This window comes from Aquabacterium sp. NJ1 (assembly GCF_000768065.1).
Taxonomy (GTDB): Bacteria; Pseudomonadota; Gammaproteobacteria; order Burkholderiales; family Burkholderiaceae_C; genus Aquabacterium.
The window spans coordinates 4,381,946-4,401,689 of record NZ_JRKM01000001.1 but is presented as its reverse complement, the minus strand read 5'-3'; the positions used below and the strand labels follow the sequence as shown (position 1 = coordinate 4,401,689).

General features: G+C 64.3%; 18 protein-coding genes. 11 read left to right on the top strand and 7 right to left on the bottom strand.

The window, feature by feature from the left end; all coding sequences use genetic code 11:
* Window positions 1-12: 12 nt before the first annotated feature.
* A complete protein-coding gene (fabR, locus tag JY96_RS19010) occupies window positions 13-666 on the bottom strand; it encodes an HTH-type transcriptional repressor FabR (protein ID WP_035039837.1) in 654 nt (217 codons plus the stop codon).
* Window positions 667-803: 137 nt separating this feature from the next.
* On the opposite strand from fabR, the gene JY96_RS19005 reads away from it, so the two are divergent.
* Window positions 804-1,919 (top strand): ferredoxin reductase, encoded by a 1,116-nt coding sequence (locus tag JY96_RS19005; protein WP_035039835.1) that lies wholly within the window; start codon window positions 804-806, stop codon window positions 1,917-1,919.
* 16 nt (window positions 1,920-1,935) lie between these two features.
* Window positions 1,936-3,051 (top strand): acyl-CoA desaturase, encoded by a 1,116-nt coding sequence (locus JY96_RS19000; RefSeq protein WP_035039833.1) that lies wholly within the window; start codon window positions 1,936-1,938, stop codon window positions 3,049-3,051.
* A 31-nt stretch (window positions 3,052-3,082) separates the two neighbouring features.
* On the opposite strand, the gene glk is transcribed toward JY96_RS19000, so the two are convergent.
* The 3 genes from glk to JY96_RS18985 form a co-directional block, all read right to left on the bottom strand.
* Entirely contained in the window at window positions 3,083-4,045 is a 963-nt protein-coding gene (gene glk, locus JY96_RS18995) for a glucokinase (protein WP_035039831.1), read from the bottom strand.
* Complete coding sequence (gene pgl / locus JY96_RS18990; RefSeq protein ID WP_035039829.1) at window positions 4,035-4,748, bottom strand: 6-phosphogluconolactonase; 714 nt, start codon at window positions 4,746-4,748, stop codon at window positions 4,035-4,037. Before pgl ends, glk begins: the two co-directional genes overlap by 11 nt.
* Window positions 4,749-4,845: 97 nt before the next feature.
* On the bottom strand, window positions 4,846-5,751 hold the full coding sequence (locus tag JY96_RS18985; protein ID WP_052162735.1) for an alpha/beta hydrolase: 906 nt from the start codon (window positions 5,749-5,751) through the stop codon (window positions 4,846-4,848).
* Between the two features lie 218 nt (window positions 5,752-5,969).
* Here JY96_RS18985 and JY96_RS18980 point away from each other — a divergent pair, with 218 nt between their 5' ends.
* From JY96_RS18980 to JY96_RS18950, 7 genes are all read left to right on the top strand, one after another.
* Window positions 5,970-6,767 (top strand): hypothetical protein, encoded by a 798-nt coding sequence (locus JY96_RS18980; protein ID WP_152606581.1) that lies wholly within the window; start codon window positions 5,970-5,972, stop codon window positions 6,765-6,767.
* A 3-nt stretch (window positions 6,768-6,770) separates the two neighbouring features.
* Window positions 6,771-7,823 carry an AraC family transcriptional regulator gene (locus JY96_RS18975; protein WP_035039825.1) on the top strand — a complete coding sequence of 351 codons (1,053 nt, stop codon included), beginning with the start codon at window positions 6,771-6,773 and terminating at the stop codon, window positions 7,821-7,823.
* Window positions 7,824-8,108: 285 nt separating this feature from the next.
* Complete coding sequence (locus tag JY96_RS18970; protein ID WP_035039823.1) at window positions 8,109-9,347, top strand: efflux RND transporter periplasmic adaptor subunit; 1,239 nt, start codon at window positions 8,109-8,111, stop codon at window positions 9,345-9,347.
* A gap of 19 nt (window positions 9,348-9,366) precedes the next feature.
* Window positions 9,367-10,083, top strand: coding sequence for an ABC transporter ATP-binding protein (locus JY96_RS18965; RefSeq protein WP_035039821.1), 717 nt, complete (start codon window positions 9,367-9,369; stop codon window positions 10,081-10,083).
* A gap of 22 nt (window positions 10,084-10,105) precedes the next feature.
* Window positions 10,106-11,266, top strand: a complete 1,161-nt coding sequence (locus JY96_RS18960) for an FtsX-like permease family protein (protein ID WP_035039819.1) — start codon at window positions 10,106-10,108, stop codon at window positions 11,264-11,266.
* A gap of 13 nt (window positions 11,267-11,279) precedes the next feature.
* The gene (locus JY96_RS18955; RefSeq protein ID WP_035039817.1) at window positions 11,280-12,449 is read left to right on the top strand and encodes an ABC transporter permease; all 1,170 of its coding nucleotides are present in this window, start codon (window positions 11,280-11,282) and stop codon (window positions 12,447-12,449) included.
* Between the two features lie 8 nt (window positions 12,450-12,457).
* The gene (locus JY96_RS18950; RefSeq protein ID WP_152606580.1) at window positions 12,458-14,005 is read left to right on the top strand and encodes an alpha/beta hydrolase domain-containing protein; all 1,548 of its coding nucleotides are present in this window, start codon (window positions 12,458-12,460) and stop codon (window positions 14,003-14,005) included.
* On the opposite strand, the gene JY96_RS18945 is transcribed toward JY96_RS18950, so the two are convergent.
* Window positions 13,994-15,361, bottom strand: a complete 1,368-nt coding sequence (locus tag JY96_RS18945; protein ID WP_035039806.1) for an acyltransferase — start codon at window positions 15,359-15,361, stop codon at window positions 13,994-13,996. The two genes, JY96_RS18950 and JY96_RS18945, sit on opposite strands and share 12 nt — an antisense overlap.
* 170 nt (window positions 15,362-15,531) lie before the next feature.
* The gene (locus JY96_RS23360; RefSeq protein ID WP_152606579.1) at window positions 15,532-15,756 is read right to left on the bottom strand and encodes a hypothetical protein; all 225 of its coding nucleotides are present in this window, start codon (window positions 15,754-15,756) and stop codon (window positions 15,532-15,534) included.
* Window positions 15,757-15,771: 15 nt separating this feature from the next.
* Between JY96_RS23360 and JY96_RS18940 the strand changes: the two genes are divergently transcribed.
* Window positions 15,772-17,343, top strand: coding sequence for a hypothetical protein (locus JY96_RS18940; protein ID WP_152606578.1), 1,572 nt, complete (start codon window positions 15,772-15,774; stop codon window positions 17,341-17,343).
* A 59-nt stretch (window positions 17,344-17,402) separates the two neighbouring features.
* Here JY96_RS18940 and gshA read toward each other — a convergent pair whose 3' ends face one another.
* The gene (gene gshA / locus JY96_RS18935; RefSeq protein WP_035039802.1) at window positions 17,403-18,920 is read right to left on the bottom strand and encodes a glutamate--cysteine ligase; all 1,518 of its coding nucleotides are present in this window, start codon (window positions 18,918-18,920) and stop codon (window positions 17,403-17,405) included.
* Between the two features lie 181 nt (window positions 18,921-19,101).
* Between gshA and JY96_RS18930 the strand changes: the two genes are divergently transcribed.
* Window positions 19,102-19,740 carry a hypothetical protein gene (locus JY96_RS18930; protein WP_035039801.1) on the top strand — a complete coding sequence of 213 codons (639 nt, stop codon included), beginning with the start codon at window positions 19,102-19,104 and terminating at the stop codon, window positions 19,738-19,740.
* Window positions 19,741-19,744: the final 4 nt, after the last annotated feature.

The window sequence follows — 19,744 nt, the reverse complement described above, 5'->3', positions numbered from 1 at the left end:
GACTGAATTTTTTTAACGGTCCGGCGCGCCCGTCACCGCCAGCGTCTGCGTGCCGGTCACGATCATTCGGACCATCAGCACCACCTGCTCGGTGAGCTCGGCGTATTTGTCCTGAGGCAGGTCCATGGCCGTGGCGCCCATGGTGAACACCAGCCGCGTGATGGCCTTGGCGGTCAAAGCCGGCTCGAACAGGCCGGTCTTGTTGGCCTCGGCCAGGCGAATCAAGTCCAGCTTCAGCTCTTCCTCAAAGAAATTGAGCTGCCTGTCCACCGCCTGCTTGAACGCATCCGACCCAACCGTGCCTTCGCGCAGCAGGATCTGCAGCAGGCGATCGTCTGTGTGCAATTGCTCCATGAAGGCTTCGACCGAGCCACGCACCACACTGCGGTCCGAGGTGGCCCGCTGGCGCGCTTCACCAATGATCTGGCGCAGGGATTCACCGGCGCGCTCGATCAGGGCGACCGCCAGTTCGTCCATATCGCGAAACTGTCGGTAAAAGCTGTTAGGCGCGATGCCCGCTTCCCGGGCCACCTCGCGCAAGCTCAAGGAAGACACGCTGCGGTGCGGCCCCACCAGCTTGAGCGCCGCCGTCATGATGTCCTCGCGGGAGATCACCGGTTTGCGGCCGGGGGTGGCCACCTGAACAGGGGACAGGTTCGTACTCATTGATGCCGATCAGAAGGTCCGACATCATATCGTCAGCAATTAATGCACAAGTGTATAGACAATTGTCTATGCTTGCGTATACTTGCGCGCATCCGCAGGCTGACCAGCCCGCCGCCCTGTTTTTGAAAGCTGCCCACGTGTCCGTTTCTGCCCCCACCTCCTCGGTCGGCCCTGGTGCCGGCCCCCTGCAAAGGCTGGTCGCGCCCTTGATCGAGCCGTCGGTGTTCGATTTCTGGGCTGGCCTGATCAACCCGGCCTGGTCCTGGGCTCGCCCCCTGGCCCGCGTGGTGGACCGCCGCGTGGAAGCACAAGACGCCATCACCCTGGTGCTCCAGCCCAACCGCCACTGCAGCAAGGTGCGCCCCGGCCAGCACATCAATGTGAGCGCCGAGATCAATGGCCGGCGCACCACCCGCAGCTACAGCATCACCAACGTGCCCGGCCGCGACGGGCGCATCGAGATCACGGTCAAGCGCGTCGAAGGCGGCAAGCTGAGCACCCACCTGTGCCGCGACATCCGCGCCGGTGACGTGCTGGAGCTGGGCACGGCCTTTGGCGAGATGACGCTGAACGCCCACCCACAGGGCAAGTGGCTGTTCCTGGCTGCCGGCAGCGGCATCACCCCGCTGATGAGCCTGACGCGGCAGCTGGCCACGCAGGGCATGCCGGTCGACCTGAGCCTGATCTACTGGGCCAAGACCCGTGCCGAGTTGTGCTTCCTGCGCGAATTGCGTGAACTCGCCCAGCGCCACGCCAACTTCAAGCTGCAGGTCGTGCTGACCCACGAAGCCCAGACGCTGGCCGACGAGGCCCGTGGCCTGATCAGCGCCGAGCAATTGGCCGAGCTGATCCAGGATCTGCCCGAACGCCAGATCTACGCCTGCGGCCCCGGCGGCTTCATCGAAGCGGCACGCACCTTGACGGCTGACAAGGCCCGCAGCTTCCTGGCAGAAGGCTTCACGCCGGCCGCACCCGCGCTGGCACCAGAAGCGATCACCACCGTGCGCGTGCAACTGCGCAAGAGCGGCCGCGCGCTGGACGTGTCCTCCGGCCAATCGCTGCTGGTCGCGCTGGAACAAGCCGGCATGAACCCCGCCTCCGGTTGCCGCATGGGCATCTGCAACACCTGCGTGTGCACCAAGCACGAAGGCACCACCAGCCACATCAACACGGGTGACCAGGACACCGAGCCTGACACCCAGGTGCGCCTGTGCATCAGCCGCGCCGTGACCGACATCTCGCTGGACATCTGAGAGAGACAAGACAGACATGAGCCAAGCCCTCCGCCGCCCCCTGACCGCTGACGAACTCCAGCATTTCGGCGCTGAAATCGACGCCCTGCGCGCCCGCACCGTGGCCGACCTCGGCGACCGCGACGCCCGCTACATCCGCCGCATCTTCGCCGCCGTGCGCTGGACGGAAGTCCTGGGCCGTGGCCTGCTGATGGCCGGCATCCTCATGCCCGAAGGCTGGTTGTGGACCACCTGGCTGGCCGGCGCGGTCATCCTGGGCATCTCCAAGATCCTGGACAACATGGAACTGGGCCACAACGTCATCCACGGCCAGTTCGACTGGATGAATGACCCGAAATTCAACGGCAAGACCTTTGAGTGGGACATCGTGGGCACCAGCGCCAACTGGATCAAGACGCACAACTTCCGTCACCACACGTACACCAATGTGCACGGCATGGACGACGACATCGGCTACGACGTGCTGCGCCTGTTCCCCGAGCAGAAGTGGTACCCCGCCGCCTTGCTGCAACCGCTGTACGCCGTGATCTTCGCGCTGCTGTTCCAGTGGGGCGTGGCCGTGCAGGACCTGCGCCTGGGCCGCGTCTTCATCGGCCGCATCACCTGGCGCCAGTTGCTCAAGGAGTCCGCACCGGTGCTGCGCAAGAGCCGCCGCCAGCTCATCCGCGATTACCTCGTCTTCCCCTTGCTGGCCTGGCCCGCCTTCTGGTCCGTGTTCCTGGGCAACCTGGTGGCCAACGGCATCCGCAATGTCTGGACCTACACCGTGATCTTCTGCGGCCACTTCACCACGGACGCCCAGACCTTCCCCAAGAGCATCGTCAAGAACGAGACCCGCGGGCAGTGGTACCTGCGCCAGGTCCTGGGTTCGTCCAACCTGTCGGGCAGCAAGCTGCTGCACATCATGACGGGCAACCTCAGCCACCAGATCGAGCACCACCTGTTCCCCGATGTGCCCGCCAACCGCTACGCTGAAATGGCGCCGCATGTGCGCGAGATCTGCGCCCGTTATGGCGTGCGCTACAACACGGGTTCGATGGTCAAGCAGTTCAGCCAGGTGATCTGGCGCATCGTGCGCCACTCGTTCCCCAGCACGCCGGCCAAGCTGCAGCCCAGTTTGCAGGCCGAATAAGCCGAGGATGATCTGCGGGCGCGCACCGCGATCAAGCCTGCGCCGCCCCGATCAAGCCCGGGTACGCCGTGTGGATCACGAACACGGGGATGCGCCGCATGTAATCGGTGTAGCGCCCCTTGGCATCAAAACGCGCCCGAAAACCGGAGCGCTCGAAGAAATCACCCAACAGCGGCACGATGCCGCCGCCAATGAACAGGCCGCCCTGGGCCCCCAGCGACACGGCCAGGTTGGACGCCACCGTGCCCATGAACAGGCAGAAGCTGTTCAGCGCCGCCTCGCACAGTGCGCATTGGCCCGCCAGGCCACGCTGCGTCACATCCGCAGGTGCCAGCGGCTCGACGGGCTTGCCCGCCAGTTGCGCATGCGCTTCATACAGCACCACCAGCCCGGAGCCGGACAACACACGCTCGGCAGACACATGGCCGAACCGATGCCGCAACAGCGCGATCAGGCGCTCCTCATCGTCATCGGAAGGGGCCAGCGTCACATGCCCGCCCTCACCCGCGATCGGTGACATCTCACCTTGCAGATTGGGCACCAGGCCGGATACACCCAGGCCGGTTCCCGCGCCGATCAGGCCCATGGTCATACCGGCCACGGGCTCGCCACCACCGATCTGACGCAACTCGGCCTTGGGCAGATGCGGCAAGGCCAGGGCCAGCACGGTGAAGTCATTGAGCACCCGCAGCCGCGCCAGGCCCAAAGCCTGCCGCAAGCCCTCGATGGAAAAGCCCCACGGCGCATTGAACAGCTTCAGGTGATCGCCCTGCACCGGCCCCGCCACACCCAGACAGCCCGTACGCGGCCGCATGGGGCCGCTGGCTGCGCCCACTTGCGCCAGATAGTGCTCGATGGCGGAAGCAGCATCCGCGTGGTCACGCAGCTTCATGTTGACGATGTGGCCAATCTCGCCCTCTGGCGACAGCTTCAGGGCCAGCCTCACATTGGTGCCGCCGATGTCGCCCAGCAGCTTGGGGTAGTCATGCAGCATGGAACACCTCGCACGGCACACGACTTTGATGCAAGGCCAGTCGGATCGGCCATGGCGCCACAGGCCCTTCCTGCATGGCTTGTTCGACCAAGGCCAGCTTGGATGCGCCGGTGATGTGGACGACAAGCTGCCGCGTGTCCAGCAAGGCGCGGCGCGTCAGGCTCAAACGTGGCACGGGCACATTGGGCGCGGCAGGCACCGCCACCGGCAGACAGCGCGGGCCCTCACCCTCGGCCAGTGCCGCGGCCAGCTCGGGCGCATGCGGAAACAAGGAGGCCGTGTGCCCGTCGCCGCCCATGCCCAGCACCACCACATCGGCCGGCCAGGGCAGGCTGGCCAGGGCGCCCTCCACGGCCACCTGAGCCGCCTCGGGCGAGGCCGCGCCGTTGAAGAGAGGCAGAAGGCGGGCTTGAGCAGCCTGCCCCTGCAGCAGCCCCTGGCGCACCAGGCGCTCGTTGCTGTAGGCATGATCAGGCGGCAGCCAGCGCTCGTCAGCCAGGGTCACCCACACGCCAGACCAGTCCAGGGCCATGCCGGACAAGGCCTTGAAGAACGGCATGGGGGTGCTGCCGCCCGACACCACAAGCAAAGCCTGCCCACGGGTGGCCAACCCCTCTCGCAGCCGCTGGGCCACAAACTCAGCAAGATCCTGCGCCAGCACCTCGGCCGACTCGACATGATGAAAGTGGATCGAAGGAAGCATCTGATCGGGTGGCCGCAAGCAAGCGCAAGGCGCGGTGAAGCCATGATACGGCCACCTGAGCGCGGCGCCGTATGGCGAGGCCCCTGGCCAACAAGCATCAAGCGGCGTTCAGGCGATCTCCTGCACGCGTCGGCGAACGCGCAAAGCGTGCCTCCAGCCAGGCGTGCAGGGCATGGAACACCATGACCTGATCCGGTTCGTTGAGGATCTCGTGCGCCATGTGAGGAAAGCACCGGGTGTGAACCAGGGCTGGTGCGGCGTCCGCGAACTGCCTGGCACCAAGAGGGTCCACGATGTCATCGGCGCCAGCGTAGAGCAAGGCGGTAGGCTTGTCCCACTGATCGGCCAGCGCACGCACATAACCGCCGCCCTCCAGGATGAAACGAGCCAGACGCGGGCTGATGCGGTCGTGCACCAACGGGTCGCCGCGGTAGGCGTTCACAACCGCCTCATCGCGACAAATTGCCTTGGGGTTGAAGCCGGTTCTCGCGCACAAGTCCGGCGTCAGGCGCCCCATCGTGGCCATGAGCAAGCGCCGAAACCAGTTCATGGGCACAGCCAGAGCTGGCGAAATCATGATCACGGCATCAACGTCGGTTGGCGCATCAGGGGAACGAGGTTCCAGCAAATCGGCGGCATAACACCCCACGATCAAACCGCCCATGCTGTGCCCCATCAACAACAGCGGTCCGCAGGGCTGCTCGGCGCGGACCTGCGCCACCACAGCAGCCAGGTCCCGCACCAGATCATCATCGCGCTGCAGACGGCCTCTCGGCCCCGCCGATTGGCCATGCCCGCGCTGGTCATAGCTCTCGACGGACCAGCCCCACTCATTGAGTTGCGCCGCCACATGGTGGTAGCGCCCACTGTGCTCGGCGATGCCGTGCACCAGCACCACGGTGCCTCTGGGCCGGGCCACGCGCCAGTGCCGCCGCATCAACTTCAAACCATCTCGGGTCAGGATCGTCTCGTTCAACATGCTCATGTACTGTTTGCCATTCATTCAATGGCCTCCTTCACCGTGTCGCACCACGTAGAAGGCCAGCGCGCATCTTGTCGAAGTCGAGGTAAGCTGTCTTGTCTGCACATGCAAATGTTTTGCGCCTGAACGCAGACCATGGGAAACACCTGGAAACGCTTTTTTCCTGGCCCCGGGAAAACACGACATGACACCGGCAGGACAAGGCTGCACAGTCCCGCCGCAAGAGAGGACCGCAGCACATGAACATTTCATCCACGACCGGCAGTACCACCTCTGCGCCGAGGCTGTCTCGGCCAGTCAGGATGGCAGCGGCAGGCGTGGTCACGGCGGCGCTCCTGGCAGTCATCGGCCTTGCGTGGCCCGGTGACGAACAACAAGCGCCTCAGGCAGAAGAAGAGGCCACGATCAACCGCCCCCTGTTTGCAGGCTGGGTCCAGCCTGGCCGCGGCAACTTTGGCCCTGCCGGGCGCGAAGCCACGCTGCCCGCTTCTGACCAGCCCAAGTGGGTACTGGCCACCGAGCCCAGCGAACAAGAAATTCAGGCGATCGAGTCGACCCTTGTCGATCACCCGGACAAAGATGGCGAACTCAACCGCCTGGTAGACCACAGCCGGTTCCAGAAGCGCGTTGCGCTGTGGAACGAGTTGCAGAACGGGCCGATGAACAGTGAGCGTGCCACCTTGGGCCAGCACTTGCTGAAGGTGCTACCCGATCACTACAGCCGCGGTGAACTGCTGGGCCGCCAGGCCCTGATGATGGCCAAGGCACTCGTCCAGGATCTGGAGCCCAACCCTCGATTGCAACGCTCTCGCCTGGCCGAGGCCCGCACCGAACTGGAGAAGCAGGCGCCCATCATCGATCAGAGCGAACTGACGGCGCAATCTGCCGCGCAATCATTCCAGCAGCAACAAAAGCCCAGCCAGGCCGCCCATGAGCCCGAAACGACTGAGGCGACCAACACCCTGCAGCTGGAGGCGCGTGCCGATACCCCGCGCCGCAGCCTGCTGGACCCCTCAGGCGCCACATCGACCCACTGACCCATGTCCGAAGCCAGCCTGTGCACCGTGCACCTGGGCTACCTGTTGATGCTGATTGACTGCCTCAAGCAGGACGGCATCGACGTAGACATCCTCTTCGGCAGCGACTACCTGCAAGCGCTGACCGCACTGGACCCCAATACCCGCCGCCCCATCGAAGAGTGGGAAGGCCTGGTCGAGCAAGCCCAGCGCCCCAGTGAACGCGACGTGGCCCTGCGCATGGCCGAGTTCGTGAAACCCTGGGACACCGGCCCCATCGGCTTCATCACCATGGCCAGCCACAACCTGCGCGAGGCCGCTGAATCACTGGCGCAGTTCTACAACCTGCTCAACGACGTCTATTCACTGGACGCCGAACTCGTGGGTGAGCGCTTCGAAATCGCCATGCGCCCCTTGAGCGCCCACAGCTCGCCCGCACTGGAGCGCCTCACCCTGGCCACCATGTGCTGGCATGCACGCTGGCTGTCGCGCCGCGCGGACCTGCAATTCGACGCCGACTTCGCCTTCGAAACGCCCGCCCCTCCGCTGCTGGCCGCGCTGCAAAAGACCTTTGGCGGCACGCTGAGCTTCAACGCGCCACGCTCATGCCTGCGTGGCCCGGCCGAATACGAAACCCTGCCCGTTTCGCGCGGGGACCACGGCGTGCAGGAAACGCTGCGAGCCCAGCTCATGGCCGAGATGGCCGCGCTGCAAGACACCTCGACCAGCTTCGTGCACAAGATCGAGCGCATCATCAAACCCCGACTGGAGAACGGCCAGATCAACCTCGACGACATCGCCGCTGAGGCCGGCGTGTCCGTGCGCACGCTGCAGACCAGGCTCGAAGAAAACGGGCTGAACTTCCGCAGCCTGCTCGACCGCATGCGCCATGCGCAGGTGCTGCTCTACATGGGGGACGTTGACATCACGCTCATCGACATGGCCCACAGGCTGGGCTTTGCCACGCAGTCGAGCTTTCACCACGCTTTCAAGCGCTGGACAGGCATGACGCCAGGCCAATACCGCAAGCAGCGCCTGCGCGCCGGCATCGGCAACCGCGCAGCCAGGGCGCGCTGACTCGCGAAATCGCACCCCATCGGTGCCACCCCATTCACATGAAGGGGTGCCCATGCAATCCCCTAGCTTTGACCCATCCCGCCTGCCTTAGTCTTCGTCCACCCCTTCCTTTCGAGTTAGACGAACCCATAAGCTACCTTGGCGACAACCCAGAGACCTAACACACCGTAACAATATTGTCCACCCGGGCTACCCCAGCCGGCCATCCGTTCAAGGGCCGGCACAACGCTTATCGTTAAGGGTGTCAGGGCAGTGCAAAATCTCCATCTTTAGCCTAGTAACGCCATGACTGATGTACCCGCCGCCGCTCCCTCGGCACTTTCCCAGCTCAAGATCGACAGAGGCGTTCAGGCTTCGGCAAAGAAAAAAACCAGCATCCTGCCCTGGGTGCTGGCTGGTGTCGTGGCCGCAGGTGCCGCCGCTTACTACTTCGTACCCCGCACGGTCGATGTCGGCAGCACCGCCGTGGTGATGAGCACCCCCTCGCAGCAGTACGTGCAGCTGACCGCATCGGGTTATGTCGTGGCCCAGCGCCGCGCCGCGGTGGCCTCCAAGGCCTCTGGCCGCCTGATCGAACTCAACGCCCGCGAAGGCTCGCACCTGAAGAAGGACGACCTGATCGCACGCCTGGACGCCAGTGACATCAAGGCCGCCATCCTGGGCGCCGAAGCCGCCGTGCACCAGGCAGAAGCCAACGTCAGGCAGACCACTGTGCAGCTGATCCAGGCCCGTGCGGACCTGGCGCGTGCCCGCAGCCTGGAAGCCCAAGGCTTCGTCTCGCCGCAGACAGTTGAAAACGCCCTGGCCAAGAACAAGGCTGCGTTCGCCTCTGTGGCGGCAGCTCAAGCGGCGATGGAACAGGCCCAGGCCCAATTGAAGGCCCAGAAGGTCGGCCTGGACTACACCGAGATCCGCGCCCCGTTTGATGGCGTCGTGCTGGTCAAGAACGCCAACGTGGGCGACATCATCACGCCCATGTCGAGCGCCGCAGGCGCGCAAGGTGCCGTGGTCACCATGGCCGACATGAGCACCCTGGAAGTCGAAGCCGACGTGTCCGAAGGCAACCTGTCCAAGACCAAGGTGGGCCAGCCGGTTGAAGTCACGCTTGACGCCCTGCCCTCGGCCCGCTTCCGTGCCCATGTGGCCGGCATCGTGCCCACGGTGGACCGCGCCAAGGCCACCGTGATGACCAAGATCCGCTTTGACCAGCTCGACCCGCGCATCCTGCCCGAGATGAGCGCCAAGGTCAGCTTCCTGTCCCAGGACATCACCGCCGCCGACCAGGAGCCCGTGATGGCCGTGGCCAACACGGCGCTGGTCAACCGCGATGGTGGCGCCGTGGTCTACCGCATCAAGGCGGTCGATGGTGGCGGCAATGTCGCGGAAGAAGTACCCGTGAAGCCCCTGCGCAAGCTGGGCGACCTGCGTGAGGTCAGCGGCAACATCAAGGCTGGCGACAAGCTCGTGGCCACGCCGCCTGCCACCTTGCGCAATGGCTCGCGCGTCAACCTCGGTACTTCCTGAACCAGCTTCGCATCGACTCATGAGTGACAACAACGTCGTGCGCGAGCCGGTCATCCGCATCGAGCACCTGAGCAAGACCTACACACGGGGCGGCCAGCCCATCCCCGTGCTCATGGACATCAACCTGGAAGTCGGCAAGGCCGAGTTCGTCTCGCTGATGGGCCCCTCCGGCTCGGGCAAGAGCACCCTGCTCAACCTGATTGCCGGCATCGACCACCCCAGCTCCGGCCGCATCCTCATCAACGGGGTGGACATCGCCACGCTGGACGAAAGCGCGCTGGCAGACTGGCGCGCGGCCAACGTGGGCTTCATCTTCCAGTTCTACAACCTCATGCCCGTGCTCACGGCCTACGAGAACGTGGAGCTGCCCCTGCTGCTGACCAACCTCAGCCGCCGCCAGCGCAAGGCGCACGTCGAGGCGTGCCTGGCCATGGTGGGCCTGAGCGACCGCATGGACCACTACCCCAACGAGCTCTCTGGCGGCCAGCAACAGCGCGTGGCCATTGCGCGCGCCCTGGTGACCGACCCCACCCTCATCGTGGCCGACGAACCCACCGGCGACCTGGACCGCGCCACCGGTGAAGAAGTGCTCAAGCTCATGGACGAGCTGCACCGCGATCTGGGCAAGACCATCGTGATGGTGACCCACGACCCCAAGGCCGCCTCGCGTGCCAGCCGCATGATCCACCTGGAAAAGGGCGTGCTGGTGGACGACCCGGGCGCCGATGCGCACTGAGCGAGCCGAGGCCAGGTAGTACATGTTCCTCTTCAAGCTCCTCCTGAAGAACGCCTTCAGGCACAAGCTGCGCACCTTGCTGACCATGGTCGGGCTGATCGTGGCCATCAGCGCGTTCGGCCTGCTCAGGACCATCGTGGACGCCTGGTACGCCGGCGTTGAAGGCACCTCCAACACCCGCCTGATCACCCGCAGCGCGATCTCGCTGGGCTACCCCCTGCCCGTCTACTACGCCGACAAGATCAAGAAGATCGACGGCGTCACCGGCGTGACCTGGATGAACTGGTTCGGCGGCATCTACATCGACCGCCGCAACTTTTTCGCGCGCATGGCCATCGACAGCAACAGCTACTTCGAGCTGTTCCCCGAGTTCAACATCAGCGAAGAGGAAAAGGCCGCCTTCATGGCCGACCGCCAGGGCGTCATCCTGGGCCGCAAGACCGCGCAGCGCTTTGGCTGGCATGTGGGCGACACCATCCCCTTGAGCGGCACCATCTACCCGGGCAACTGGACCTTCAACATCCGCGGCATCTACACCGTCAAGGACGCCCGCTTTGATGAAACCCTGATGCTCATGCACTGGAACCTGATCGACCAGAGCGTGCGCAAGCGCCTGGGCCCGAACGCGGCCAACCAGGTCGGCCTGTTCATGGTGGGCATCAAGGACCCGGCCCGCGCCTCCGTCATCTCGCAGGAGATCGACAAACTGTTCAAGAACTCCGTGGCCGAGACCCGCACCGAGACCGAAAAAGCCTTCCAGCTGGGCGTGGTGTCCATGAGCCGCGCGATTCTGATGGCCATCCGCGCCGTGAGCTTCGTGGTGATCCTCATCATCATGGCCGTGATGGCCAACACCATGACCATGACCGCGCGCGAGCGCCTGGCCGAGTACGCCACGCTCAAGGCCCTGGGCTTCTCGCCGGGCTTTGTGGTCAAGCTGCTGTTCGGCGAGAGCATGATGATCGCCTTCATCGGGGGCGCCATCGGCATCGGCATGACCTTCCCTCTGGCGCAAGGCTTCCTCATGCAGACCAACAATGTGTTCAAGGTCTTCGAGGTCTCGCAGACCACCATGATCTACCAGGCCATCGCGGCGATGATCGTGGGCATCATCGCGGCCATGTGGCCCGCCTGGAAGATGTCGCGCATCGACATCGTCCAGGGCCTGCGCCACGTGGCCTGAACGGGGACATCAGATGAGAGCCATCCCCCTGTCCTATGTCATGCGCAACCTCTGGGTGCGCCGCGTCACCACGGTGCTGACGGCGGGCGGCATGTCCCTGGTGGTCTTCGTGTTCGCCACGGTGCTGATGATGAGCGAAGGCATCAAGGAAACCATGGTGGCCACCGGCCAGCCCGACAACGTGATCGTGCTGCGCAAGGGCTCCGGCACCGAGATCAACTCGGCCATCCTGCGCGCACAGGCGTCCAACCTGGAAGCGCTGCCCGGCATCATGACCGACAGCCAGGGCGTGCGCCAGGTGGCGCGTGAAGCCGTGGTGCTCAACAACCTGCCCAAGCGCGATTCCGAAGACACGGCCAACGTGACCATGCGCGGCACCTCGCTGATCGGGCTGGCCATCCGGCCGCAGGTCAAGCTGGTACAGGGCCGCATGTTCCGCCCCGGCACCACCGAGATCATCGTGGGCCAGGCCGTGGCCAAGGGCTTTGCCAACGTCAGCCTGGGCAACACGCTGCAGATGGCGGGCCGCGAGTGGACCATCGTCGGCATCTTCGACGCCAAGCGCAGCGGCTTTGACTCCGAGATCTGGGGCGACAACGACCAGGTGATGCAGTCCTTCCGCCGCACGGTGTACTCGGCCATCGTCTTCAAGCTGACCAACACCGAAGCCTTTGCCCCCATCGCCAAGGCCATCGCCGACGACCCTCAGCTGCAGCTGGACGTGAAGCTGGAGCAACGTTTCTACGCCGAGCAGTCCGAAGGCATGACCAAGTTCATCACCCTGCTGGGTTTGTCCCTGTCGGTGATCTTCTCGATCGGGGCCATCGTGGGCGCCATGATCACGATGTTCGCGGCAGTGGCCTCGCGCATTGGCGAGATCGGCACGCTGCGCGCCCTGGGCTTCCGGCGCGAGGCCGTGCTGATCGCCTTCCTGGGTGAGGCACTCGGCTTGGCCCTGGTGGGCGGCCTGCTGGGCCTGGCGGGGGCATCGGTCATGCAGACGGTCAACATTTCCACCTTGAACATGGCCACGTTCTCGGAGCTGGCGTTTCGCTTCAAGCTGACCTGGGTGGTCGGCATCGAGACCATGTCGTTCGCGCTGCTGATGGGCTTCCTGGGTGGCTTCGTGCCAGCCTGGCGCGCAGGCCAGCTCAGCATCATCGAATGCTTGCGTCAGGCCTGATCCTCGGCATGAGACGGGCAAGCGCCCTTCTCAACCGCCTTGCGGGGCGCACGAGGGGTGCCGCCCATGCGGCCCTGCTGCTGAGCCTGATCGGTGTGGGCTGCGCGCAAGCCGGGCCACCAGTGAGCACCACGACACCGGCCGCCACCGCGCCAGAATGGGCCTCGGCACCGGCGCGGGCTTCTGCGCCAGCCGCGCCACCAGCGCCCCTGGCCAGCCTGCTGCCCTTCACCCAAGGCCAGGCCAGCTCCAGCCGCCAGTCGCAACTGGCCGCCACGGGCTACAGCGAAGAGGAATGGCGCCTGCGCGGCCAGGCCCAAAGCTATGTGGCCGATGGCGAATGGCATGACGACGGCCTGTGGGGCGTCAAGGCCGCCCACCCGCCGCAACCTTATGAGACCCGCATCCTGGTGCGCAGACCCAAGGACCCGGCCCGTTTCAACGGCATCGTGCTGGTGGAATGGATGAACACGGCGCTGAGCTTCGACCTGGATGGTGGCTGGCTGCTCAACCGCGACGAGATCCTGCGCCAAGGGTATGCCTGGGTCGGCGTGAGTGCCGAGGCACAGAGCGTGAGCTTTCTCAAAGGCCTGAACCCCACCCGCTATGCGCAGGCCCGCGCCGAAGACAACAACGGCCAGTCCTTCGACATCTACACGCAGGCGGCCAGGCTCATTCGCCAGACTGCGCCGCAATGGGGCCTGGCCGGCCAGGCTGATGCCAAGCACCCCGTGCGCCTGCTTGCCCTGGGTTATTCGCAATCGGGCTCTTACCTGATCACCTACCTGAATGCCTTCCAGCCCTGGACGCACGCGTTTGATGGCTTCTACCTGATGAGCACGGCTGCGGTGGGCATGCCACTGACGACTGCCGGCTCGCGCTACTTCAGCCCGCAGTACCGCGCCACGCCACAAGCGCCGGTGATGCAGGTGTCCACCGAGATGGAAGTGATGGTGGGCTGGCAGTTGTCGCGCACGCCGGATACGAACGCGCTGCGGCACTGGGAGATCCCCGGCGCATCGCACCTGGACAAGTACATGCAGCAAGAGACACTGGCCGTGGACCTGAGCGGCAAGGCGCTGCAGATGCCGCACTGCCGCAAGCCGACCAACACCCTGCCCGCCAGGCTGTTCAATCACGCGGCCCTGCGCGCGCTGCGCACCTGGGTGACCGAAGGCAAGGCGCCGCCCATCGCACCCCGCATGCAGCGCACGCGCCTGGGTTTTGTGCAGGACGATGAATACGGCAATGCCCTGGGCGGCCTGCGCCTGCCCGATCTGGATGTGCCGCTGGCACAGCACGGCATGTACAGCAACTTCCCCAGCAGCCAGTGGAGCATGTGGTCGTTCTACGCCTGCATGGCCGGGGGCAGCCGCAACCCGCTGCCGATCGAGGTCGTGCGCAAGCTCTACCCGACGGACCAGGCCTACTTCGACGCCTACAAGAAAGCCGCTGACAAGTTGCTGAGCCAGGGCTTCCTGCTGCCCGAGGACCACGCCAGCCTGCTGGCCTACGCCCGCACGATCAAACCCAACGACGGCAGCCTAGCCCACTGAGGCCAGGTCCGCCGGCGCCTTCTGACGGGGCCTCAAGGCCGTGTCGATGCCATCGGCGGCGAACTGCGCCCGCAGCGACTTCAGCTCGGCCGTGCTCGCGCTCAACAACAGGTCCACGCCGCCATCCTTGGTCGGTGTCGGCACGATCAACAAGAGGCGGATCGTAGCCGGGCACATCTCGTACCAGTCCGGCGCACCATTGCCCATGTCGATGTCATAGATCGGGAACTGCACGCAATTGTTCAGGATCAGCCCCGCCTTCAAGGTTTCGACCGTGGGCTTGAACAGCAGCCGCCAGTTCGCCTTCTTCTGCCTGTAGGTTTCCATGTCGACCAGCATGCGCTGCACGCTCGCCGTGTTGACCTGCTCGGCCGGTGCCCGGCACATCCGGGCCAGCACGGGCAAGCTCTCGCGGGCCAGTTGCTCGGGGGTGTAGCGTGCCTCGGCATAACAAAGGGCGTTGCCGAAATAGTCCTGCGGCAGATTCAGCTCGCGCTTGTAGCGCAGGTCCATCACCAGGCCCACGCTGCGGTCCACACCAGGCTGCAAGGCCGGCGAAATGCCTTTCATGATGTAGGCGGTCACCAGGTTGCCTGAGCTCACATTCGTGCCCGGCAAGGCCGCCGCCGATTGCGCCTTCCAGGCCTGGATCGTCTCGGCTGAGATGCGGAACAGGCCGCTGTCAATGCCCTTCACCGCGCGCCAGCCCAGTCGGGCAAACGTGCCGATCAGCTTGAACAGGCCGGGCTTTTCCAGCAGGTCATAGGCTGCAGGGTCGACCTGACCCTTCCCTGCCTCGATCATGACCTGGCGGTTCAAAGCCTGATGCGGCGCCAGCACGATGCCCCGGCATGCCTTGGACCAATCCAGCATGAAGTTCCAGAAACTGGCGCCATCGAACACCGAGTGCGTGGCATAGCAGCACAGCACCACCCCGCCGTCCTCGTACTGGTGAACATTGATCTGCAGCGGTGGCCGGTCCTTGCCGACCATGGCCCAGGGCATCAGCACCTTGACGTGCTTGAGGATGTCCTTGCCCAGCGGGTTTTCCTCGCCGTAAGGCATCTGGCCCTCGCAACGGTGCAGGCGAAAGTCCACCCCCGCGTCGTTGCAGTCGATGTAGACCTGTCCCTGGGCATCCTTCTTGTAGCGCCCGGCCACCAGCGGATAGCGCTTGAGCGCCTCGACCAGGCCTTTCTCAAGCAGCGCCAGATCCAGGCCGCGCTTGTAGACCAGCACCAGCGGGAAGCTGGCGTGGGAATGGAACATGTCCAGCCCCGACAGATATTGGGGCGAGGCGGTCACACCGGCGTGTACACGCTTTTCCAGAACCAGGGTGGATCGCGATTTGGCCATGCAGGGTACGAAAACAGTCAATGAATGGGGGCTGGGGTGGGCGGATTTTTCCAGAACCCCCAAGCCTCCCTGAGCAGGACTTTCCCACCCCCTGTTTGCGTGAAATCGACTCAAACCCGCGAATGAATCAAGGTAAACTCGAATTGATTAACACGTACGCGTGAGTAAGATCAAATTATTTTCCAAGGAATTGGGTCGTGTTGGAAAAGTTGATATCGGGCCGCTGGAATATATGGTTTGCCGCCCTGGTCGGGATGCTGCTCACCGCCCCGGCCATGAATATGGGCCTGATGGGCGATGATTATCTGCACTGGTCCCTGCTCACAGGCCGCGCCACCAACGCGCAACCGGGCTCCTTTTTCGGCCTTTTCACTTTTGCAGACGGTAGCCAGCAAGCCAATCAGTTATTGATGGATTCTGGCAAACTCGTCTGGTGGGCCAGCGACCATTTGCGCATTGCCTTCTGGCGCCCGCTGGCCGAACTGAGCCAGAAGCTGGATTACCTCTGGTGGCCAGATTCCCCCGTGCTGATGCACCTGCACAACCTGCTGTTGTACGGGGTGATGATTCTGCTGGTCGGCAAACTCTTTCATGAGCTGGACACCGACCGCCGGCAAGCCGGCACGGCCACCTGGCTTTTTGCCGGCAACATGCTGCACGTATTTGCCGTGGCCTGGCTGGCCAGCCGCAACCAGATGCTGTGCGGCATATTGCTGGCGCTCACCGTGCTGGCCTACCACCGCTGGCGACAGGGGCAATCAGCCCTGTACGGCGTGCTTGCCGCAGCCAGCCTCATCACGGGCCTGTTCAGCGCCGAAGCTGCCATCCAGACCATGGGCTACCTGCTGGCCTATGCCCTGTTCATCGAGCAAGGCAAGCCGCTGTTGAACCGTTTCGGCGCCCTTCTGCCCTTCATCGTGATCGTGCTGGCCTGGAAGGCCACCCACAGCCACCTGGGTTATGGCAGTTTTGGCTCGCCTGGTTATGTGGACCCGAGCTCCAACCCCGCAGGTTTCCTCACCAGCCTGATGCTGCGCCTGCCCGCACTGATGCTGGCGCAATGGTATGGCGTGTCGTCGGTGATGTTCGAGCAACTCGACCGGCCCGTGCAATATCTGTATGCGGGCGGCGCCACTGTGGTATTGCTGGGTTTGTTTTATGCCATTCATTATCTGGGTAGCTTCAAATCGACCCTGGTGCGTTTTTATGCGGCAGCGTCCATCATCGCACTGGCGCCCGCCTGTGCCGGTTATCCGTTTGACCGCCTCACGGTGAATTCCGATATTGGTGCCAGTGGTTTGCTGGCCATGGTGTTGATTCCGGTCTGGCAGCAGCGCAAACAATTGACAGGCTGGGCACGGGGTTCTGCCAAATACCTGATTCTGCTGATTGGCCTCATCCACATGGTGGTGTTTCCGGTCGGCAAACTGGTTTCATCCGCCATGATGAAAACCATCAACACCTCGGGCGAAGCACTGGGCGCACTGGCCTTGCCTGACGCCGGCGAAAACTCCGGTCTGCATTACCTGCTTTTGAATGCGCCCTCCGCGGAGGCCACCTATTATTTCCCGGTGACCCGTGAGTACCATGGCATGCACAATCCGGCCACCATGCACGCCCTGGGGCCCAATAACCAGGCGCTGACACTCACCCGCGTGGACGACACCACCTTGCGCGTGGACGTGCCCACGGGCTTCAAGGGCACGATCACGCGCGACGTGCGCCTGCAACCCTTCAAGGTGGGCGACACCGCTCGCATGGGCGGCATGACGGCCGAGGTGGAGGCGCTCACCGCAGGTGGCTTACCCCGGACGGTGCGCTATCACTTCCCGGATTCGCTGGACAACGCCCACTGGCGCTTCTTTGCCTGGCGCGAAGAAGGCCTGTATCAGGTCACGCCGCCGGCACCCGGGCAGTCACTGACCGTCGCCTCGTACGACATCGGCAAGGCCGTGATGCGCTACGTCAACAAGGGCAAGTGAGCCGTAAGGACCAACAGCAAGGACGAACCGCAAGGGCGCCAGCCTGCCCGACAGCCAGCTCACACCACCAGGTGTGAAGCCGACATGTAGTCCTGGCGGAAGGCCTCAAAAGGCAAGGTGTCCGCGGCCTCGATGCTGGCCTGCTCCACCAGCGATGCCTGCGCCTGCTGCTCGAAACGCGCCAGCACATCGGCCGGCAAGGCCTGGGCCATCAAGGCGTGGCGCGTCTGCGCCGAACGTGCCAGCGTGAAGCCTACGTGGCCACCAGCCAGATCCTGCTGCATGGCCGCCACCACCCGCGCCGAAGGCAAGGTGGCAGGGTCACGCAAAGCAGCCGCCGCTGATTCACAAGCCTGCCGATAGCCTTGGCCGCCATGCAAGGCATCCAGCGCATCGGCAATCGGCACGCATTCAGCCACCAGCGCCTGGGCCCAATCCATCAGCAAGACTTGCTCGCCGCCCCGCTCCAGACGCAGGCCCGGTTCACGCCCGCGCGCCGCCACAGCCTGATGGTTGCGCGCCAAGGCGGCGATCTCTTGAGGCGTGTCCAGCGGGCTGTCCGACAGCAGGCAGTGCAGCAGGAAGACATCCAGGAAGCGTGCCGTGCTGTCATCAATGCCCACGGGCAGGAAGGGATTGAGGTCCATGCAGCGCACCTCCACATACTCCACGCCGCGCTCGCGCAGCGCATGCAGCGGGCGCTCGCCCGAGAAGATCACGCGCTTGGGCCGGATGTTGCTGTAGAACTCGTTTTCAATCTGCAGCAAAGAGGTGGAGAGCTGCTTGTAGTTGCCCTGCTCGTCACGCAAACCCAGCGCTTCATAAGCCGGGTAGGCCTGCGTCAAGGCATCCTGCAGCGACGCTGCATAGCCCTTCAAGCTGTTGTAGCTCACGGCCAGCGCGCTTTGCGCATCGCTCTGGTAACCCAGGCGCCCCATCCGCAGCGAAGTGGCGTGCGGCAGGTACAAGGTGCGGTCGCCCAAGGGCTGCAACCCATGTGCCTGGCCCTTGACGAAATCGGCCGGCACCGCAGGCGACGCACCAAACAGCGTCAGCAGCACAAAAGAATGCCGCCTGAAGTTGCGGATCAGCCCGAAGTAATCATCGTTGGACAAGCCCGGCAGCGACCAGTTGTAGTGGATGCCCGAGATGGTCTGCATGCGGCGCCCGTAGCGGTGCGCCAGGCCTTTGCGGTAAACGGTCTTGGCACGCCCCACATTGGATGTGCCGTATTGGCCGATCGGGATGTCGTCATCGGGCGGCAGGTCGCAGGGCATGCTGCTGACCCACAACTGCTCGTCACCAATGGCGCGGTAGACGAACTGGTGAAGGCGCGTCAGTTCATCCAGGCAATCGGGCACGCTGGTGTGCGCACCGGTGACGATCTCCACCTGCGCCTCGCTGAAGTCGGTGGTGATGTGCGGGTTGGTGAGCGCCGAACCCAGTGCCCGTGGATGCGGTGTCATGGCCAGCTGACCGCTCTGGCTGGTGCGCAGGCTTTCCTTCTCGATGCCACGGCGCATGCCCCGAAGGCGGTCCGCGCCCAGGGCACGCAGGCGGTCAATCAAACTGGTCAAACGCGCTCTCCTCAATGCATGTCGAGGCGCGAAGTTAGCAGACTTGGATGAACCTTGCTGGGCATGAGGCTGCGGCCCATCCAGCTGATGGAATATTTCTTGCGTGAAATCAGAAACAGCTCAGGGTTCCAGCGGTTCATGCCGATATCGACGTCAACCCCTTTTCCCTACCATTCTGGACATGTGTCTGATCATCAAGAAGCCTCTCGGACGCCGCATCGCTGCCGACTTTCTGGAGAACGCCTGGCAGCGCAACTCCCACGGCTGGGGCTGCTTCCACCTGTCTGAAGGCGAAGTGAGCTGGGCACGCGGCCTGTGCCTGGCCGAGCTGATCGAACACAACGCCCGCCTGCCGCTGGACACCGAGGTCTACCTGCACCTGCGCCGCGCCACGTATGGCGAGGTCAACCACGACATGGCGCACCCCTACATCGTCCGGCCGGGCCTGCTGTTGATGCACAACGGCAGCATCGCGCACCTCGCCCCGCAAGATCCTGCCTTGAGCGACACGTCCGAGCTGGCGCGCCTGCTGCGCGACATGCTGCATGGGCTCGCTGACGAGCAGGCCGCCAGGCTCATCCGATCTCAAGGCTTCAAGGCCCTCACGGCGCCCTTGATCGAAGGCTCCATGGTGGTGCTGATGGACGCCCAAGGCGCCGTGCGACTGGGCCGTGACTGGCACACCGTGCAAGCCACCGATTGGGACGAGGGCATGGTGGGGATCGAGGTGTCGAACTCGCACACCTGGGGCAGATGCGCAGAGAAAGCGCAAGGGCTGGAACCGGCCCATCAGATGCAGGACATGGCTGCCATCGCCTGAGCCG

Excerpts from the sequence above, each read along its gene's own strand:
- fabR (WP_035039837.1), bottom strand. The coding sequence starts at position 666 with ATGAGTACGAACCTGTCCCCTGTTCAGGTGGCCACCCCCGGCCGCAAA.
- JY96_RS19000 (WP_035039833.1), top strand. The coding sequence starts at position 1,936 with ATGAGCCAAGCCCTCCGCCGCCCCCTGACCGCTGACGAACTCCAGCAT.
- glk (WP_035039831.1), bottom strand. The coding sequence starts at position 4,045 with ATGCTGCATGACTACCCCAAGCTGCTGGGCGACATCGGCGGCACCAAT.
- pgl (WP_035039829.1), bottom strand. The coding sequence starts at position 4,748 with ATGCTTCCTTCGATCCACTTTCATCATGTCGAGTCGGCCGAGGTGCTG.
- JY96_RS18985 (WP_052162735.1), bottom strand. The coding sequence starts at position 5,751 with ATGAATGGCAAACAGTACATGAGCATGTTGAACGAGACGATCCTGACC.
- JY96_RS18980 (WP_152606581.1), top strand. The coding sequence starts at position 5,970 with ATGAACATTTCATCCACGACCGGCAGTACCACCTCTGCGCCGAGGCTG.
- JY96_RS18975 (WP_035039825.1), top strand. The coding sequence starts at position 6,771 with ATGTCCGAAGCCAGCCTGTGCACCGTGCACCTGGGCTACCTGTTGATG.
- JY96_RS18970 (WP_035039823.1), top strand. The coding sequence starts at position 8,109 with ATGACTGATGTACCCGCCGCCGCTCCCTCGGCACTTTCCCAGCTCAAG.
- JY96_RS18965 (WP_035039821.1), top strand. The coding sequence starts at position 9,367 with ATGAGTGACAACAACGTCGTGCGCGAGCCGGTCATCCGCATCGAGCAC.
- JY96_RS18960 (WP_035039819.1), top strand. The coding sequence starts at position 10,106 with ATGTTCCTCTTCAAGCTCCTCCTGAAGAACGCCTTCAGGCACAAGCTG.
- JY96_RS18955 (WP_035039817.1), top strand. The coding sequence starts at position 11,280 with ATGAGAGCCATCCCCCTGTCCTATGTCATGCGCAACCTCTGGGTGCGC.
- JY96_RS18950 (WP_152606580.1), top strand. The coding sequence starts at position 12,458 with ATGAGACGGGCAAGCGCCCTTCTCAACCGCCTTGCGGGGCGCACGAGG.
- JY96_RS18945 (WP_035039806.1), bottom strand. The coding sequence starts at position 15,361 with ATGGCCAAATCGCGATCCACCCTGGTTCTGGAAAAGCGTGTACACGCC.
- JY96_RS18940 (WP_152606578.1), top strand. The coding sequence starts at position 15,772 with ATGGATTCTGGCAAACTCGTCTGGTGGGCCAGCGACCATTTGCGCATT.
- JY96_RS18930 (WP_035039801.1), top strand. The coding sequence starts at position 19,102 with ATGTGTCTGATCATCAAGAAGCCTCTCGGACGCCGCATCGCTGCCGAC.